16 protein-coding genes are annotated in these 16,955 nt (G+C 67.8%); 5 read left to right on the top strand and 11 right to left on the bottom strand.

What is annotated here, in order from left to right:
- Nucleotides 1-366 precede the first annotated feature (366 nt).
- The 10 genes from rpmG to GGR03_RS03635 form a co-directional block, all read right to left on the bottom strand.
- Nucleotides 367-534 (bottom strand): 50S ribosomal protein L33, encoded by a 168-nt coding sequence (gene rpmG / locus GGR03_RS03680; protein WP_163045463.1) that lies wholly within the window; start codon nt 532-534, stop codon nt 367-369.
- A gap of 191 nt (nt 535-725) precedes the next feature.
- A complete protein-coding gene (locus tag GGR03_RS03675) occupies nt 726-1,925 on the bottom strand; it encodes an MFS transporter (RefSeq protein WP_183206186.1) in 1,200 nt (399 codons plus the stop codon).
- 17 nt (nt 1,926-1,942) lie between these two features.
- Entirely contained in the window at nt 1,943-2,698 is a 756-nt protein-coding gene (locus tag GGR03_RS03670) for an NUDIX hydrolase (protein ID WP_252920099.1), read from the bottom strand.
- Nucleotides 2,695-3,132 (bottom strand): DUF983 domain-containing protein, encoded by a 438-nt coding sequence (locus tag GGR03_RS03665; protein ID WP_246367574.1) that lies wholly within the window; start codon nt 3,130-3,132, stop codon nt 2,695-2,697. The genes GGR03_RS03670 and GGR03_RS03665 overlap by 4 nt, the downstream gene beginning before the upstream one ends.
- Entirely contained in the window at nt 3,129-5,393 is a 2,265-nt protein-coding gene (rnr, locus tag GGR03_RS03660; RefSeq protein WP_183206184.1) for a ribonuclease R, read from the bottom strand. Before rnr ends, GGR03_RS03665 begins: the two co-directional genes overlap by 4 nt.
- A 3-nt stretch (nt 5,394-5,396) precedes the next feature.
- Nucleotides 5,397-8,141 (bottom strand): type I DNA topoisomerase, encoded by a 2,745-nt coding sequence (topA, locus tag GGR03_RS03655; RefSeq protein WP_183206183.1) that lies wholly within the window; start codon nt 8,139-8,141, stop codon nt 5,397-5,399.
- 410 nt (nt 8,142-8,551) lie between these two features.
- The gene (gene dprA / locus GGR03_RS03650) at nt 8,552-9,682 is read right to left on the bottom strand and encodes a DNA-processing protein DprA (protein ID WP_183206182.1); all 1,131 of its coding nucleotides are present in this window, start codon (nt 9,680-9,682) and stop codon (nt 8,552-8,554) included.
- The gene (gene plsY / locus GGR03_RS03645) at nt 9,679-10,266 is read right to left on the bottom strand and encodes a glycerol-3-phosphate 1-O-acyltransferase PlsY (protein ID WP_183206181.1); all 588 of its coding nucleotides are present in this window, start codon (nt 10,264-10,266) and stop codon (nt 9,679-9,681) included. Before plsY ends, dprA begins: the two co-directional genes overlap by 4 nt.
- 21 nt (nt 10,267-10,287) lie before the next feature.
- The gene (locus GGR03_RS03640; protein WP_183206180.1) at nt 10,288-11,589 is read right to left on the bottom strand and encodes a dihydroorotase; all 1,302 of its coding nucleotides are present in this window, start codon (nt 11,587-11,589) and stop codon (nt 10,288-10,290) included.
- Nucleotides 11,586-12,539, bottom strand: coding sequence for an aspartate carbamoyltransferase catalytic subunit (locus GGR03_RS03635; protein WP_183206179.1), 954 nt, complete (start codon nt 12,537-12,539; stop codon nt 11,586-11,588). Before GGR03_RS03635 ends, GGR03_RS03640 begins: the two co-directional genes overlap by 4 nt.
- A gap of 72 nt (nt 12,540-12,611) precedes the next feature.
- On the opposite strand from GGR03_RS03635, the gene GGR03_RS03630 reads away from it, so the two are divergent.
- The 3 genes from GGR03_RS03630 to GGR03_RS03620 all read left to right on the top strand — a co-directional run bounded on the left by GGR03_RS03630 (nt 12,612) and on the right by GGR03_RS03620 (nt 15,256).
- Nucleotides 12,612-14,261, top strand: coding sequence for an acyl-CoA dehydrogenase family protein (locus GGR03_RS03630; protein WP_183206178.1), 1,650 nt, complete (start codon nt 12,612-12,614; stop codon nt 14,259-14,261).
- A 165-nt stretch (nt 14,262-14,426) separates the two neighbouring features.
- A complete protein-coding gene (locus tag GGR03_RS03625; RefSeq protein WP_183206177.1) occupies nt 14,427-14,969 on the top strand; it encodes a hypothetical protein in 543 nt (180 codons plus the stop codon).
- Entirely contained in the window at nt 14,969-15,256 is a 288-nt protein-coding gene (locus GGR03_RS03620) for a DUF6105 family protein (RefSeq protein ID WP_183206176.1), read from the top strand. The genes GGR03_RS03625 and GGR03_RS03620 overlap by 1 nt, the downstream gene beginning before the upstream one ends.
- Here the strand turns inward: GGR03_RS03620 and ruvX are convergent.
- Nucleotides 15,253-15,723: a Holliday junction resolvase RuvX gene (gene ruvX, locus GGR03_RS03615; protein ID WP_183206175.1), complete on the bottom strand. Its 471-nt coding sequence runs from the start codon at nt 15,721-15,723 to the stop codon at nt 15,253-15,255. The genes GGR03_RS03620 and ruvX overlap by 4 nt on opposite strands.
- Nucleotides 15,724-15,865: 142 nt before the next feature.
- On the opposite strand from ruvX, the gene GGR03_RS03610 reads away from it, so the two are divergent.
- Both GGR03_RS03610 and gatC read left to right on the top strand, forming a co-directional pair.
- Entirely contained in the window at nt 15,866-16,567 is a 702-nt protein-coding gene (locus GGR03_RS03610) for a metal-dependent hydrolase (RefSeq protein ID WP_183206174.1), read from the top strand.
- A 98-nt stretch (nt 16,568-16,665) separates the two neighbouring features.
- Nucleotides 16,666-16,953, top strand: a complete 288-nt coding sequence (gene gatC / locus GGR03_RS03605; RefSeq protein WP_183206173.1) for an Asp-tRNA(Asn)/Glu-tRNA(Gln) amidotransferase subunit GatC — start codon at nt 16,666-16,668, stop codon at nt 16,951-16,953.
- The last annotated feature ends 2 nt before the right edge of the window (nt 16,954-16,955 follow it).

The following is a 16,955-nucleotide window of genomic DNA, read 5'->3' as shown; positions in this document are numbered from 1 at the left end:
TGTCACTCGAAATCGGAGGTCAAGGTCCATCCCCTGATCTTCACAGCTACCCCATGGAATGCTCAGGTCCGCCGCATCTCCTGGGTCCCGTGGGGGGCCGGTCGGCTTCATGCAATGACGGTTTCCTCGTACCGTCGCAATGAGGCCGGCCGGCCATTTCGCTCCACCCTGCTGGAGCGTGGGACTGCCTTCCCGACCAACGACGCATCGCCCTGTGCCATGGCGCCCGATGGCCACGCCCAGACCCGGTGCGTCGCCTGCTGCCGCCGAACCGGCTCAAAGGCAACGCCTGCTCCATCGTCGGCGCACGAAAAAGCGCCGCCCCGTTGCCGGAGCGGCGCCATGATCTGGCAGACGAAAGAGGCCCTACTTGATCTTGGCTTCCTTGAACTCGACGTGCTTGCGCGCGATCGGGTCGTACTTCGTCTTGGTCATCTTGTCGGTCATCGTACGGCTGTTCTTCTTCGTCACGTAGAAGAAGCCGGTGTCGGCCGTCGAGAGGAGCTTGATCTTGATCGTCGTTGCCTTGGCCATCGCCCTGTCCGTTCGCTGATGCGCGCCGCGCCGACTGGACCCCAAGGTCCCGCCCGTTTGCCGAAAGCGCGGCTGAAAACTTCTGTCGACCCGTGCGCGCGCCGCAGATACGGCGGGCGCGCCACGCGCCAATGCGCCGTCGCGACGCGCCGGCGGATTTCAGCGGGACCATAGCCACGCGCGCCGCCAAGTCAAGTGCGGTAACGGCTATTGGCGAGGCGAGCAAGCGTCAGCAGCAGGTACGCGGTGAAGAACACGGCGAGAGCCCAGGAGAAGCCGTTATTGCCGAAGAGGTCCATCGAGGAGCCGATCGCCTGGGGGCCGATCAGCATGCCCGCCGAATAGCAGAAGATGAAGGCGGCGTTGGCGGAGGCGAGTTCCGAGCCCGAGAGCTTCGAGCCGAGATGCGCCAGCCCGACCGTGTAGAGGCCGGCTACGACGCCGCCCCAGACGAACAGGACGCCCGCCATCAGCCACCAGTTTTCCGCGAGCAGCGGCAGGCAGAGCGTTCCCGCCAGTCCGACGAAGGCGAAGAGCGAAAGCAGCGTCCGCCGGTCGGCGACCTTGTCCGATACGAGACCGATCGGGATCTGCATGAGGACGTTGCCGAGGCCGATTGCCGTCAGCAGCAGTGCCGCCGACCCTTCGGTGAAGCCGATGCGCTCGCCATAGATCGGGAAGAGCGCGAATCCGCCGGCCTCGACCGCACCGAACACCAGCACGGCGCCGGTGGCGGTGGGAACGGAGAAGATGAAGCGCCAGAAGGCGCCGCTCCGGTGCTTTCCCAGAAGCGGCTGCCGATTCCAGGCGAAGAACAGCGGGATGGCCGAGGCGAAGATCACGCCGGCGCCGATCCCGAAGGGCAGGAAGCCGCTGGAGCCGACCTGCGAGAAGATCCACGGACCGGCCGCAAAGCCGAGCGAAAGGACGGTGGCGTAGATGCCGAGAATGAAACCGCGCCTGCCGGGCGGCGCGGCCGCATTGATCCAGAACTCGGACAGGACGAACAGGGCGGTGATCGAGAAGTGGAAGACCAGCCGCAGCGGGAACCACATCCAGAAAGCAGTAGCCAGATAGAAGCCGATGGCCGAGACGCCGCAGAGGACGATGGCCGCGAGCATCGCGACGCGCACGCCGATCACCCGCGCGATCGGCGTGATCAGCGGGGCCGCCAGGAGCGAGGCCGCACCAGCGACCGCCGTGTTCGCACCGATCATCGTCGCCGAGATGCCGCGTCGCTCGAGGATGACGCTGAGCAGCGGCAGGCCGAGACCGAGCGCGATACCGACAGCGCTGATCGAGGCGATCGCGGCGCCCGCCGCGATCCAGTCGATCTCGGTAATCTCCGCCTCTGCCTCGGCGACGATGTCGGCCGGCGTCCACTTGTCCATCGCCCGTGGGCCCTCGTTCAGAGCAATTCGCGGACGAACCGACCGCGCACCACACGGTAGAACGGCATTGGACGCGACGCGTCCAGCCAGGAATCGTTGGCGAGCCGTTGCTCCAGGTCGACCAGCACCCGCCGCGTGATCGTCGCGATCGGCAATTGCCTTATCTCGTCGAGTGTGAACCAGCCGACGGCCTCGAGTTCGTCGGTCGGCGGAGTCTCCGAAACAGGGCCGTGGGCGAGGGCGGTCGCATCGACGCAAAAGAAGCGGGTGTCATATCGACGCGGCGGTCCGGGAGGGGTGATCGCACGAGCCAGCGGCACCAGCATCTCCGGACTCGGCCGAATCGCACGCTCAGCGAAGGGCCGCCAGTAGCCGGATCCGATGACCAGGGATCCTGGCGCGCCCACCATCGTGCCGGTCTCCTCGAAGGTTTCCCTGATGGCCGCCAGCGCGACGGCCGTGGCGCGGCGCGGATCGAAGCGCGACGGCGGTCCGGCACAGAGGCGTCCCACGGCGTCGTCGGAGAGCGCGAACGATGCGGCAAGGCGCAGATCCGCCGGGTCGACCCCGCCGCCAGGGAAGACGTAGTGACCGGGCATGAAGACGTGACCGGGAGATCGTCTGCCCATCAGCAGGCGAGGCATCGGCCCGGTTCGGTCGACGACGATCAGCGTGCCGGCATCGCGGGGCCGCAGAAGCGGCCCGTTCGGGCGGATCAGGCTCAGGCGCGCACGCTCGGCTTCGAGCGATTCCAGCGCCGCCTCCGTGGTCACCCGACCCGGTCCGCGTCTTCCTCGCCGCCGAAGCCGCCGAGGCGCAGCGACCATTGCAGGGCGATCGTTGCGCCCTTCAGCGGCTGCATCAGGGCCAGCGACATCGCGACCGTGATCGGGACCCAGATCGCCAGCTGCGTCCACATCGACAACGCGACCGTCTCGTCCAGCGCCATGAAGCCGGCGACGACGACGTGGCCGACGATGAAGATCGTGAGGTAGGGCGGCAGGTCGTCTGCGCGGTGGTGATGGATCTCCTGCCCACACTCGGAGCAAGAATCAACGCTCTTCAGGAAGCCCTTGAAGAGCTTGCCCTTTCCACAGTTCGGGCAGCGGCTGCGAAAGCCGTTGACCAAAGCCGGCCAGAGCGGCCGCTCGCCCTCGCGGCTGTTGGCGCGCGTCTCGAAGGTGCCGGCGCTCATGGGCTGGTTCATCGTCTTTTCCTCGTCTTTGCGGCCACGTTCTTGTCGCGTCCCTTGGGGCCCCGCCGTTGGGCCTTATGGAAGGACGCGGTCGATCCCGGCAACCGGCGCGGCTCGGTGAGCATCTCGAACTGCATCGAGCCCGCCAGCGGCAGGGCGTTGACCAGCTTGATCTCGACCGCGTCGCCCAGCCGGTAGCCATGGCCGCTGCGTTCGCCGATCAGCGCATGGCCAACCTCGTCGTGGTGGAAATATTCCGCCCCAAGCGTCGATATAGGTACGAACCCGTCCGCACCGTAGGCCGGCAGCACGACAAACAGCCCGGCCCGCGTCACGCCGGTGATGCGCCCGGCAAATTCCTCGCCCAGCCGCTCGGCCAGATGATGGGCGATCAGCCGGTCGACCGTATCGCGTTCCGCCGCCATGGCGCGGCGCTCGGCGCGCGAGATCTCCTCGGCGGTCTGCTCCAGGCTCTCCTCGTCCTCGCGGCTGAGGCCGCCGTCGCCGAGGTCGAGCGCGGTGATCAGCGCCCGGTGGACGATGAGGTCGGCATAGCGGCGGATCGGCGAGGTGAAATGCGCGTAACGTACCAGGTTGAGGCCGAAATGGCCGATGTTCTGGGGTGAGTAGGCGGCCTGCGACTGCGAGCGCAGCACCACCTCGTTGACCAGGGTCTCGTGCTCGCTGGCCTTTACCTGCCGCAGGATGCTGTTGAAATGCGACGGCCGGAGCGAGCCGGCCTTGGCCAGCGAGATCTCCAGCGTCCGCAGGAAGTCCCGCAGCGCCTCGAGCTTGGACAAGGAGGGGGAGTCGTGGGCGCGGTAGATCAGCGCCTGGCGCTTCTGCTCGAGCGTCTCGGCCGCCGCGACATTGGCGAGGATCATGAACTCCTCGATCAGCCGGTGGGCGTCGAGGCGCTCCGGGACGAGAACGCGATCGACGCGGCCGTTCTCGTCGAGCTTGATCTTCTTTTCCGGCAGGTCGAGGTCGAGCGGCTGGCGACGCTCGCGCGCCCGGCCGACCAGCCCATAGGCCTTCCACAGCGGCTTCAGGACAGGCTCGAGCATCGGTGCCGCTGCGTCGCCCGGCTGACCGTCGATTGCCGCCTGGGCTTCCTCGTAGGCGAGCTTGGCGTGGCTGCGCATCATGATGCGGTGGAAGTCGTGGCTGCGCTTCTCGCCGTCCGCGCCGATCACCATCCGCACGGCCAGGGCAGGGCGATCGACGCCCTCCTTCAGCGAGCAGAGATCGTTGGAGATCCGCTCGGGCAGCATCGGGATGACGCGGTCGGGGAAATAGACCGAGTTGCCGCGCAGCCGCGCCTCGGAATCAAGCTTCGAGCCGGATCTGACATAATAGGCGACGTCGGCGATCGCCACGGTGACGATCATGCCGCCGGGATTGGCCGGGTCGGGATCGTCGGTCGCATGGACGGCGTCGTCGTGGTCCTTGGCGTCCGCCGGGTCGATTGTGATGAGCGGCAGGTCCCGCCAGTCCTCGCGCGACTGCATCGACGCGGGGCCGGCCTTGTCGGCTTCTGCCAGGACACTCTGCGGGAAAATATGGGGAATCGAATGGACGTGGAGCGCGATCGTCGAGATCGCACGCTCGGAGTTCATCGAGCCGACAACTGCGACGACGGACGCCGTCGGCAGTCCGATGCGGGTGCGCTGGCCGGGCTCGACCTCGACCAGGTCGCCGTCCTTGGCGCCTTTTTCGTCGCCTGGCGCGACGGTATATTCCGGCTGCTTGCGCTCGACCGGCTCGATCCTGCCGCCGCCGCCCGGGCGCGACCGGAACACGCCGACCGACAGCGACTTGCGGCGCTCCAGCACGCGCACGACGCGGGCGCTGCGAAGGCCGGCCTCGTCGGTCTCGATGCGCGCGAGGATGCGTTCCCCCAGACCCGCCGCGGGACCCTTGTCACGCTGCTGGATGACGGCGATGCGGGGGCGTTCGCCGTCCTGTGCTTCGTCCCAAGTCACCGGTTCGGCCAGAAGCCCGCCGTCTTCGTCGCGGCCGCGGATCTCGAGGACCGCGATGCTGGGCAACGCACCGGGGGTTATGAAGCGCTTGCGCCCGCCCGCCAGCACGCCCTCGGCCTGCAGGTCGCTGAGGAGGTTCTTCAGGAACAGCCGGTCGTCACCCTTGATGCCAAACGCCTTGGCGATATCGCGCTTGGACGCATGGCCGGGGTTCTCCGCGATGAAGCGCAGCACGGCCTCGCGGGTCAGTTCCGGCCGGGCATCGGCCCCGGGCTGTCGCCTCGCCATGGCTCAATCCGCGTCCCAGGGCACGGTGTCGCCGCCGACGGCAGCGACCTTGGCCGGCTTTTTAGCCGCACTCTTGCCGGCCGTCTTGGCAGGTGCCCTGGCCGCAGCCTTCTTCGCCGGCGCCTTGCGATCCGTCGCGGCCGCCTTCTTGGCAGGGGGCTTCTTCGCCGCAGGCTTCTTCGCGGCGGCCTTCTTGGCCGGTCCGCCCTTGCCGGTCTTCTCGGCGCGCTCGTTCAAGAGGATGATCGCTTCGGCCAGCGTGACGCTCGCCGGGTCCTTGCTCTTCGGCAGTGTCGCGTTGATCTTGCCGACATTGACGTAGGGGCCGAAGCGGCCGTCGCGGACGGTGATCTGGCCACCGAAATCCGGATGCTCGCCCAGCGTGGCCAGCGCAGCCGGGGTGCCACGCCCGCGGCCGCCCTTTTCCTTCTTCTCGGCGATCACCGTCACGGCGCGGTTGAGACCGACCTCGAATACGTCCTGGATGGTCTCGAGGTTGGCGTACATGCCGTCATGCTGCAGGAACGGACCGTAGCGGCCCAGCCCGGCGAGGATCGGCTTGCCGGATTCGGGATGCAGTCCCACCTCGCGCGGCAGCGACAGGAGCCGCAGCGCCTTCTCGAGGTCCATGTCGGCGACCTCCCAGCCCTTCGGCAGGGACGAGCGCTTGGCTTCCTTGCCCTCGCCGCGCTGGACATAGGGGCCGAACCGGCCGCTGCGCAGCGTCACCATCTCTTCGGTGGCGGGATCGGCGCCGAGTTCCTTCGGCCCGTCCGGCTGATCCTCGCCCGCCGCATCAGCGGAGAAGCTGGTGCCGAGCTGCCGGGTGAAGCCGCAATCGGGATAGTTGGAGCAGCCGACGAACGCGCCGAACTTGCCGAGTTTCAGCGACAGCTGGCCCTGGCCGCAGCGCGGGCAGGCGCGCGGATCGGTGCCGTCCTCGCGCGCCGGGAAGACCAGCGGCCCGAGTTCGACGTTCAGCGCGTCGAGGACGTTGGAGACGCGCAGTTCCTTGGTGCCGTCGACATGCGAGGAGAAGTCCAGCCAGAACTCCCGCAAGACGTCCTTCCAGGCTAGTTCACCGGCGGAGATGCGGTCGAGCTTCTCCTCGAGCCCGGCGGTGAAGTCGTACTCCACGTAGCGCTCGAAGAAATTATGCAGGAAGGCGGTGACCAGCCGGCCCTTGGCCTGGGGCAAGAGCTTCCGCTTGTCCTGGACGATGTAGTCGCGGTCCTCCAGCGTCTGCAGCGTCGCGGCATAGGTGGAAGGCCGGCCGATGCCGAGCTCCTCCATCTTCTTGATCAGCGACGCCTCCGAATAGCGCGGCGGCGGCTCGGTGAAATGCTGCGAGGCATCGACCGCGCGACGGTCGAGATCCTCCTCGGCGCGGATCTCGGGCAGCCGCGCCGACTCGTCGTCGTCCTCGCCGGCCGCCGGTGCAACGCTGTCGTCGCGATGATCGACATAGGCGCCGATGAAACCGTCGAACTTGATGACAGAACCGGTGGCGCGCAGGCGCGCGGTCTTGCCGTCACCCTCGGCGACGACCTCGGCGGTGGTGCGCTCGATCTCGGCCGCCGCCATCTGGCTCGCGATGGTGCGCTTCCAGATCAGGTCGTAGAGCCGTGCCTGGTCGCGATCGAGGAAGCGCTCGACGTCCTTCGGCGAGCGGCTGAACTCGGTCGGGCGAATCGCCTCGTGCGCCTCCTGAGCGTTCTTCGCCTTGGTGGCGTAGAAGCGCGGCTTGTCCGGGACGTAACGGGGGCCGAAGGTCGATGCGATCGCCTGGCGCGCCGACTCGATCGCCTCCGGGGCGATCTGCACGCCGTCGGTTCGCATGTAGGTGATCAGGCCGACGGTCTCGCCGCCGACATCGATGCCTTCATAGAGACGCTGCGCGACCTGCATGGTGCGGGAAGCCGAGAAGCCGAGCTTGGCGGAGGCCGCCTGCTGCAGCGTCGAGGTGGTGAAGGGCGGGCCGGGATTGCGGCGGGTGGGCTTCGCCTCGATGCTGTCGACTCGGTAGGTCGCGCCTTCCAGCATGGTGCGCATCAGCGCCGCCCGGGTCTCGTCGCCGATCGACATCTTCTGTAGCTTGTCGCCGTCGAACGCCGTCAGCCGGGCGCGGAACTCGTCGCCGCGCGGCGTCGCCAGCAGCGCGCTGAGCTGCCAGTATTCCTGCGGCTTGAAGACCTCGATCTCGGCCTCGCGGTCGCAGACGAGGCGGAGCGCCACGGACTGGACGCGGCCGGCCGAGCGCGCACCAGGCAATTTGCGCCAGAGCACGGGGGAAAGCGTGAAGCCGACGAGATAGTCGAGGGCACGGCGGGCGAGATAGGCGTCCACCAGCGGCTCGTCGATCTCCCGCGGGTTTGCCATCGCATCCAGCACCGCCTTCTTGGTGATGGCGTTGAAGACGACGCGGCTGACCGGCTTGGTGCCGATCACCTTCTTCTGGCGCAGCACCTCGAGCACGTGCCACGAGATCGCCTCGCCCTCCCTGTCAGGGTCGGTGGCGAGGACGACCCGGTCGGCCTTCTTCACCGCCTGGGCGATTTCGTTCAGCCGCTTCTGCGAGAGCTTGGCCACCTCCCAGTCCATGGCGAAATCCTCGTCCGGCCGGACGGAGCCGTCCTTGGCGGGAAGATCGCGCACGTGTCCGTAGGAAGCGAGAACCTGGAAGTTGCCGCCGAGATACTTGTTGATCGTCTTCGCTTTGGCCGGCGATTCGACGATGACGACATCCATGAGAAAACGGTCCCGAGAGCTGAGGAGGCGACGCGTGACAGCGAGCTAAGCTGCCGAATGATGGAAGGCGTGCGCCGCCCCGTCACATGGACAGTCGCGGCCGCAGGGTCAACCCCGCCGCTTGCGAGCCCCGATTCCGGTTGCAACCTAGAGGCGAATAACCTTAAGTATATAACCATGGCGCGTAATTGCGCCGCCGCAACCGGCGCACCGGGAACCCCTCGTTTCAGGAAGTTGCACCGTCCATGTCATCGAACTCCCGTGATACGCGAGCGAATCTCCAGTATGTACGCGACATGCTGGAGCAACTTCGGGTGGTATCCGGCGCCCCCGAGGGTTCGGTCCTCGGATATCTCATGGATATGGCGCGGCTGGAGGCAGAGCGACAGCTCGCTGCTCGCAGCAAACGATCAAAGCAGTAGCGAGACCTTTCCGTCGGCGTGACGTTCGAGGCGCCCTGCCAGGTCGAGTTCGAGCAGCACCAGCTGGACGGCGCCGGGCCGAGCGCCAGTATGGGCAATGATGTCGTCAACGGCGATGGGCGTGGGCCCGAGGGTCTCGACGATCCGCTCGCGCTCGCCCTGCGCCGGCTCGTCCGGCGGTTCATGACCGCCCGGCTCCTCAAGAGCCACGTCATCGCTTCGCATGCGTTCGTCGAGTGGCCGCAGAGCGGCGATGATATCGGCCGCCTCCGTGACCAGCGTGGCGCCATCCTTCAGCAGCCGGTTGGTTCCGGCGGCCCGGGGGTCGAGCGGCGATCCGGGAACGGCGAAGACCAGCCGGCCCATCTCGGCGGCGAGGCGGGCGCTGATCAGCGAGCCTGACCGCATCGCCGCCTCGACCACGACCAGACCGAGACAGAGGCCGGCGACCAGCCGGTTGCGACGCGGAAAATCGATGGCGCGCGGCTCCCACCCGAACGGCATCTCGGAGACGAGGCAGCCGCCACCGTCGACGATCCGCCGCATCAGGGGGCGGTGCTCGCTCGGATAGGGCTTGTCGAGGCCGCCGGCGAAGACGCCGATCGTGCCGGTATCGAGCGCTGCCTCGTGGGCAGCCGCGTCGATGCCGCGGGCAAGGCCCGACACCACCGCGTAGCCGGCTGCCCCGAGTTCGGATGCCAGCGTACGGGTCAGCTTGATGCCGGAGAGCGAGGCGTTGCGGGCGCCGACCATCGCCACCGCAGGAAGCTGGGCGGTCTCCAGGTCGCCCATGACGGCCAGCACCGGCGGGGCCTGATCGAATGATCGCAGCAGCGCTGGATAGTCGGGTTCGCCGAGGCATACGAAGCGTGCGCCGAGCCGCGTCGCCCGTGCGAGTTCCTCTTCGGCTGCGCCGCGGCTCGCGACGCGGACGCGCCGGCCGCCGCGCGCGGCAAGGTCGGGGAGAGCCGCCAGGGCGGCTTCGGCGCCGCCGAAGCGGTTGATCAGGGTGCGGAAGGTAACAGGGCCGACATTCTCGCTGCGGATCAATTGCAGCCATGCCAGGCGCGTCTCGTCCGGCAACCGGACGCCGCGCCGCGAGGCCGCATCCCCGCTCATCCCTTGGCCCCGATCTTGCCCTCCGTGCCGGCCAGCAGCCGACGGATGTTGGCGTGATGCTTCAGATAGACGATGAGCGTCAGGACGGCGGTGAGTACCGCTGCGGCGTTGTAGCCGAGGAGGAGGCAGGCGAGCGGCACGACCAGCGTCGCGGCAAGCGCGGCGAGCGAGGAGTAGCGCCAGATCGCGGCGACCGACAGCCAGACGGCGGCGAAGACGAGAACGCCGATCGGTGCCATGCCGAGCAGTATGCCGAGATAGGTGGCGACACCCTTGCCGCCCTTGAAGCCGAGCCAGACCGGGAAGATATGGCCGAGAAAGGCGCCCAGCCCTGCAATGGCGGCCGCCTCGTTGCCCCAGCGCGAGGCGACGAGCACGGGGACGGTGCCCTTGAGGACATCGCCGGCCAGCGTCAGCGCTGCCATCGCCTTGTTGCCGGTGCGCAGCGCGTTGGTCGCGCCGATATTGCCCGAGCCGATCTTGCGCAAATCGCCGAGGCCGAACAGCCGGGCGAAGACCAAGCCGAACGGTATCGAGCCGGAAAGGTAACCGCCGGCGAGGCACGCCAGCGCGATCAGCCACATCTGTTCCCCGCTCCCCAACGCTCAGTCCCCGCCTGTCGCGTCGAAGACTGTGCGGCCGGCGACGATCGTCCGCAAGACCCGGCCCTGGAAGCGGGCATTCTCGAACGCGGTATTCTTCGACTGCGAGCGGATGTCGGCCTTGCCGTAGATGAACGGCGCATCGAGATCGACGATCGCGATGTCGGCCGGACGACCGGGCCGCAGCGTCCCGCGATCGAGCTTGAGCAGCCGGGCCGGCGCTGCCGTCAGCGTCTCGACCACCCGCATGAGCGGCAGTGACCCGTCATGGTGCAGGCGCAGCGCCGCGGCGAAGAGTGTCTCCAGCCCGATCGCGCCGACCTCGGCCTCGGCGAAGGGATGGCGCTTGCCGTCCTCGTCATGCGGGTCGTGCGAGGAGACGATGATGTCGACGGTCCCGTCGGCGACCGCCTCGACCATGGCGACGCGGTCGTCCTCGCAGCGCAGCGGCGGCGACAGGCGGAAATAGGTGCGATACTCGCCGATGTCGTTCTCGTTCAGCGCCAGATGGTTGATCGAGACGCCGGCGGTGATGGCAAGGCCGCGCTGCTTGGCGCGCCGGATCGCATCGGCCGAGGATGCGACCGAGATTTTTGCGGCGTGGTAGCGGCAGCCGGTGAGTTCGGCGAGGCGCAGATCGCGCTCCAGCGGGATCACCTCGGCTTCGCGCGGCACGCCGGGCAGTCCGAGCCAGGAGGCGAGCAGCCCCTCGGTCATCACGCCCGCGCCGGTGAGGTCGGCATCCTGCGTCTCGTGCATGACGAGCGCGTCGAAATCGCGCGCATAGGTCATGATCCGGCGCAGCAGCGCGGGGTTGGCGATGGTCTTGCGCCCTTCCGTGAAGGCCCGGACGCCGGCAGCGCCGAGAAGCCCGATCTCGGTCATCTCCTGGCCGAGCAGGCCGCGCGTCAGCGCCGCGGCGGGAAAGACGTTGATGTCGGCGGTCTCGCGCGCCGTGCGCATGACGAATTCTGCGAGCGCGACGTGGTCGACCACGGGATCGGTGTCCGGCATGGTCAGGATCGAGGTGACGCCGCCGGCGGCGGCGGCGCGGCTCGCCGAGCGGATCGTCTCGCGGTGCTCGCCGCCGGGCTCGCCGATAAAGACGCGCGCATCGATCAGACCGGGCAGGGCGGTGAGCCGCCGCCCGTCGACGACTTCCGCTCCCTCGGGATGCCCCTGATTGAGCGCCTCGGCGCCGGCCGCCGCGATCATGCCGTCGAGGACGACGATCGTGCCGGAGGCATCGATGCCACGGTCGGGATCGACGATGCGGATGCCCTCGATGACGAGCGGGCGCGTCATGCGTTGCTCCCAAGGCCCGGCAGCAGCGCCTGGATCACCGCCATACGGACGGCGACGCCCATCTCGACCTGCTCCTCAATGACGCTCTGCGGCCCGTCGGCAACCTCGGAGGAGATCTCGACGCCGCGGTTCATCGGGCCCGGATGCATCACCAGAGCGTCCGGTCGGGCGAAGGCGAGCTTCTCGGCATCGAGGCCGAAATAATGGAAATACTCGCGCACCGAGGGCACGAAGGAACCGGCCATGCGCTCGCGCTGCAGTCGCAGCATCATCACCACGTCGGCGTCCTTCAGCCCTTCGCGCATGTCGCGAAACACCGTGACCCCCATCTGCTCGATGCCGGCCGGCAGCAGCGTCGACGGTGCGACGACGCGGACGCTGGCGCCGAGCGCGTTGAGCAGAAGGATGTTCGAGCGGGCGACGCGGCTGTGCAGCACGTCGCCGCAGATCGCCACCGTCAGGCGCGCGATCCTGCCCTTGTGGCGGCGGATCGTCAGCGCGTCGAGCAGGGCCTGGGTCGGGTGTTCATGCGCGCCATCGCCGGCATTGATGACCGAGCAACCAACCTTTTGCGCCAGCAGCGCCACGGCACCGGCGGCATGGTGGCGCACGATCAGCACGTCCGGGCGCATGGCGTTGAGCGTCATCGCCGTGTCGAGCAGGGTCTCGCCCTTCTTCACCGAAGAATTGGCGACCGACATGTTCATGACGTCGGCGCCGAGACGCTTGCCGGCGAGCTCGAACGAGGCCTGGGTGCGGGTCGAAGCCTCGAAGAAAAGGTTGATCTGCGTGCGCCCCTTGAGGACACTCTTCTTCTTGTCCTGCCGCCGGCTCACCTCCACCTCCAACTCGGCAAGATCGAGCAACTGGTCGATCTCGTGGGGCAACAGATTGGCCATGCCGAGAAGGTGGCGGTGCGGGAAGATCGGGGGGGTGTCTGGCGCGTTCATCAGAACGACGCCTATAGGCAATTGCGGGATTAGCGGCAAGGATCGCGCTGTTACATCCGAAGGGAAGAGCGCGTGGCCGAGACGGAATTCCAGACCCACAAGGTATTCAACCAGTCGTCGGACTATCCCGGCTTTAATGCCTATCGGAGCGACCCGCTGCTGCAACTGCTGACGGCGGACCTTGCGGAGCCGACGCGCCAGTCGCTGGCACAACACGGCCGCTTTTGCGGCTCCTTCGAGGCGCACGATCTGGCGCGGCTCGCCAACACCGAGATTCCGAAGCTGCGGCGATTCGACGAGAAGGGCCGGCGTCTTGAACTCGTCGACTATCACCCCGCCTACCATGCGCTGATGCGCCGCTCGATCGCCGACGGGCTGCACGCCTCGGTCTGGAGCGGACCCGAAGAGGAGGAGGGCTGCCGCCATCGTGCCCGCGCCGCCCGCTTCTACATGACTGCCGGGGTGGAATGCGGCCACCTCTGCCCGGTGACGATGACCAGCGCCTCCGTCGCCGCCATAGCCGCCACGCCGGCGGTGCGCGCCGCCTGGATGCCGGTGATCGCGACCCGGAAGTACGATCCGGGCGTGAAGCCGCCGCTGAGCAAGGCGGGCGTGACGCTCGGCATGGGCATGACCGAGAAGCAGGGCGGCACGGACGTGCGCTCGAACACCACGACGGCAGTGGCGGACGGCGACGGCCACTACCGCATAACCGGCCACAAATGGTTCACCTCCGCGCCGATGTCGGACGGCTTCCTGGTCCTGGCGCAGACCGGGGAGGGGCCGACCTGCTTCCTGATGCCGCGACGGCGGGACGACGGATCGCTCAACGGGCTGCACTTCCAGCGCCTGAAGGACAAGCTCGGCAACCGCTCCAACGCCTCCTCGGAAGTCGAGTTCGTCGATGCCGACGCGACCCGGCTCGGGGCGGAGGGCGCCGGCGTCCGGACGATCATCGAGATGGTGACCTTGACCCGCCTCGACTGCGCGTTGGCCTCGGCCGGGCTGATGCGCGGCGCGCTCAGCGAAGCGGTCCATCACTGCCGCGAGCGCAGCGTGTTCGGCAAGGTGCTCATCGACCAGCCGCAAATGACCCGCGTGCTCGCGGACATGGCGCTCGATGTCGCTGCCGCATCGGTGCTGGCGTTCCGCCTCGCCGAGGCGTTCGACGGGGCGGCGGCACGGAATGAAGCCGATGTCGCCTATGCGCGGGTCATGACCCCGGTCGCCAAATACTGGATCTGCAAGATGGCGCCGGCCCTGACCTACGAGGCGATGGAGTGCCTCGGCGGCAACGGCTATGTCGAGGACGGGCGGCTCGCCCGGGCCTATCGCGAGGCACCGGTGAACGCCATCTGGGAAGGCTCCGGCAACGTCATCGCGCTCGATCTGGCAAGGATCCTGCGGCGCGATCCCGCCGCCTTCGAGGCGGTCATCGCGACGATCGATGCGGATATGGGGGAGACGGCGGGCCAGACGCCAGGCGTGCTCAGGGCAGCCATGGCCATGGCGGCGTCGGACGAGGGTGCCTGCCGGTTGCTGGCGGAGCAGATGGCGCTGGCGGCCGCCACCGCGGCGATGCGCCGGCTGGGCCTGGGCCGAGCTGCCGAAGCCTTTGCCGAGACGCGACTTGGCGGGGTCTTCCGTCACACCTACGGCATGCTTGATCTCCGGCACGATTCCCGCGCCCTGATCGACGATCTGTTCCCGCCGATCCGCTGAGCGGCGATCGGGGAACTTTTCCGACGCAGCGGCGTCAACGACCCTGCAGATATCTCACCACGCGAAGTGGCCGTTAAGGTTAACGAAGGGTTTCGATTGCGGCCTGGCCGACTGGCGACGAGACTGTCGTTAACGGATCGGTAACCATGTCGGCAGGAGGGTCCCATGCAGCGCATGCCGTCCACCCTCGCACTCAGCGCCTGGGCGGGCTTCGGCGCGGTCAGCTCCGCGCTCCTGCTGCGCGAGGCAGGTCTCCTGGCTGAGGGTTCGGGCGGCGCTGCCGGAACGATTACCGCAGCTTTGCCGCTTCCTCTCGGGCTGGCTACGCCGGATGCCGCCGCCTTCGCGGCCATTCTCGCCGCTCTTGTGGTCGGACTGGGTGCGACCATAGCCTGGCTGCATGCCGAGTCGGGAGGGCCGGCTGGACCGGCGGAGACGGTCGCGGCAAGCCTGCTGACCGCGATATTCGGCCTCTATGTGGCCGCCTCGGTCTCCGGCTCGCCGCTTGCCAGCCTGTTCGGCGATGGCCCCGGCTTCCTGTTTGCTCTGGCGCTGAGCTTCGGCGCGCTGTTGTTCGATCATCTGGTCGCCCCTGACGACACGGGGGACCGGGAATTCGAAGCCGCCATGCGGGCGATCGAAGCCGCGCGGCGCGATGCGCTGGCGCGGCGCGAACAGCGTCACTCCAGCGAAAGCGACAAAGGCTGATGCGCACCCTCCTCGTTCTCTGGCTGGCACCGCTCGCGATCTTCTGGAGCTGGTATTTCCTCTCGCTCAACGACGCCAGCGACCTGGTCTTCTCACGAGCGCTGCATGATCACGTGTTCGGCGTCTACGGCGAGATGCTCGGCATCGACCCCGTGGCGATCCCGCCGATGATCGCCAAGGCACTCCTGGTCGACAGTCTGATCCTCGGCGCGATCATCGCGTTCCGCCGCCGCCGCCGCATCGCGGACTGGTGGCGTCAGCGCCGGTCGGCGGAGCCAGTCGCCTAGGACCTCAAGAGCGTAAGGCGGTCCAGCGCGCCCTGCAGGATGAATGCCGCCGCAGCTGAGTCGATTCGCGTCGCCCGCTTGGCGCGCGATACGTCCGCCTCCAACAGGCCGCGCTCGGCCGCCACGGTCGACAGGCGCTCGTCCCAGAACATCAGGGGCCGTTCGTCCAGCCGGACATAGTTGCGCACGAAGGCCCGCGTCGATTGCGCGCGGGGGCCTTCCGACCCATCCATGTTGAGCGGCAGACCGATGACGATGCCGGCGACGCGGTCGGCCGCGAGAGCCACCTGCAGCGCGGCGACGTCGGCGGTGAACTTCGTACGCGCGATCACCTTGCGCGGAGTGGCAAACCGCTGGCCCAGGTCGGAGATGGCGAGGCCAATTGTCTTGGTGCCGAGGTCGAATCCCGCGATCGTCCGGCCGGACGGCACGGTGGCGGCGAATTCATCGAGCGTCAGTACCGGCATGGGACGCACTGTCTCCGTCTGGTCGGCGAAGACGCCAGAACGGGCCCGTTCGCCTTGACGCCAGGCCCCTGGCGCGCACTTAGCACGCGCAGCGGCGGCTCGGACAGGGCGCCCGCCTCGACCAGCCGCAGGGAGCACCCCCATGAAGATCACCTATTTCGGCCATTCCGCCTTCCGGATCGAGGCGGGGTCTGCCGTCATCCTGATCGACCCCTTTCTCACCGGTAATCCGCATTTCAAGAGCTCGGTCGAGGAAGCGGCCCGCGGGGTCACCCACATCGTCCTCAGCCACGGCCACGCCGATCACGTCGGCGACACGGTCGACATCGCCCGGCGGCACGGCTGCAAGGTGGTGGCGACCTTCGAACTGGCGAGCTGGCTGAACGCCAAGGGCGTCGAAGCTGTCGAGCCGATGAATACCGGCGGCACCGTCAGCTTCGACGACTTCACCGTCACCCTGACGCAGGCCTTCCACTCGTCCGGAAATATCGAGGAGGATGGCAACGTCACCTATCTCGGCATGCCGAACGGCCTGGTCTTCCACTTCAATGACGCGCCGACCGTCTACCACATGGGCGACACGGACATCTTCTCCGACATGGCGCTGATCGAGGAACTGCATGCTCCGAAGATCGCCATGGTGCCTGTCGGCGACCGCTTCACCATGGGGGCGGCCGTCGCCGCGCTCGCCTGCCGCCGCTATTTCAACTTCGACACGATCATCCCGATCCACTGGGGGACGTTTCCGCCGCTCGACGCCAGTCCCGACAAGTTCGTCGAGGCGATGGAAGGCGATGCCGGCAAGGTGCGTAACCCGACGATCGGCGTTCCCTTCGAGGTCTGACGGCAGCTGCGGTGATAGCGTCCGCAGCCGGCGTTGCCTCGCCCCGGCCGCGTCGCTATAGCTCGCGCGACATCATCAGACAGTTCGCAAGGGGCGCCATGTCCGTCGATACAGCCACCGTCCGCCGGGTCGCCCGCCTGGCCCGCATCGCCGTCACCGACGAGGATGTGACGGCCATGGAGGGCGAACTCAACGCCATTCTCGGCTTCGTCGAACAGCTCGGCGAGGTCGATGTCGAGGGGGTGGAGCCGATGACGTCGGTAACCCCGATGGCGATGAAGAAGCGCCAGGACATGGTGACCGACGGCGGCAAGGCGGACGACATCGTCGCCAATGCGCCGGCGAGCGAGGATCACTTCTTCGTCGTGCCGAAGGTGGTGGAGTAGCG

The sequence above is a fragment of the Aurantimonas endophytica genome (assembly GCF_014196845.1).
GTDB lineage: Bacteria > Pseudomonadota > Alphaproteobacteria > Rhizobiales > Rhizobiaceae > Aurantimonas > Aurantimonas endophytica.
The sequence above is the reverse complement of the archived record's forward strand: the minus strand, read 5'-3'. Positions and strand labels throughout refer to the sequence as shown.

Bases quoted from the DNA above. Each gene is read 5' to 3' on its own strand.
- GGR03_RS03635 (WP_183206179.1), bottom strand. From the start codon at position 12,539: ATGAACGCGCCAGACACCCCCCCGATCTTCCCGCACCGCCACCTTCTC.
- dprA (WP_183206182.1), bottom strand. From the start codon at position 9,682: ATGAGCGGGGATGCGGCCTCGCGGCGCGGCGTCCGGTTGCCGGACGAG.
- GGR03_RS03610 (WP_183206174.1), top strand. From the start codon at position 15,866: ATGAAGATCACCTATTTCGGCCATTCCGCCTTCCGGATCGAGGCGGGG.
- rnr (WP_183206184.1), bottom strand. From the start codon at position 5,393: ATGGCGAGGCGACAGCCCGGGGCCGATGCCCGGCCGGAACTGACCCGC.
- gatC (WP_183206173.1), top strand. From the start codon at position 16,666: ATGTCCGTCGATACAGCCACCGTCCGCCGGGTCGCCCGCCTGGCCCGC.
- GGR03_RS03665 (WP_246367574.1), bottom strand. From the start codon at position 3,132: ATGAACCAGCCCATGAGCGCCGGCACCTTCGAGACGCGCGCCAACAGC.
- GGR03_RS03625 (WP_183206177.1), top strand. From the start codon at position 14,427: ATGCAGCGCATGCCGTCCACCCTCGCACTCAGCGCCTGGGCGGGCTTC.
- GGR03_RS03640 (WP_183206180.1), bottom strand. From the start codon at position 11,589: ATGACGCGCCCGCTCGTCATCGAGGGCATCCGCATCGTCGATCCCGAC.
- rpmG (WP_163045463.1), bottom strand. From the start codon at position 534: ATGGCCAAGGCAACGACGATCAAGATCAAGCTCCTCTCGACGGCCGAC.
- plsY (WP_183206181.1), bottom strand. From the start codon at position 10,266: ATGTGGCTGATCGCGCTGGCGTGCCTCGCCGGCGGTTACCTTTCCGGC.
- GGR03_RS03620 (WP_183206176.1), top strand. From the start codon at position 14,969: ATGCGCACCCTCCTCGTTCTCTGGCTGGCACCGCTCGCGATCTTCTGG.
- GGR03_RS03675 (WP_183206186.1), bottom strand. From the start codon at position 1,925: ATGGACAAGTGGACGCCGGCCGACATCGTCGCCGAGGCAGAGGCGGAG.
- ruvX (WP_183206175.1), bottom strand. From the start codon at position 15,723: ATGCCGGTACTGACGCTCGATGAATTCGCCGCCACCGTGCCGTCCGGC.
- topA (WP_183206183.1), bottom strand. From the start codon at position 8,141: ATGGATGTCGTCATCGTCGAATCGCCGGCCAAAGCGAAGACGATCAAC.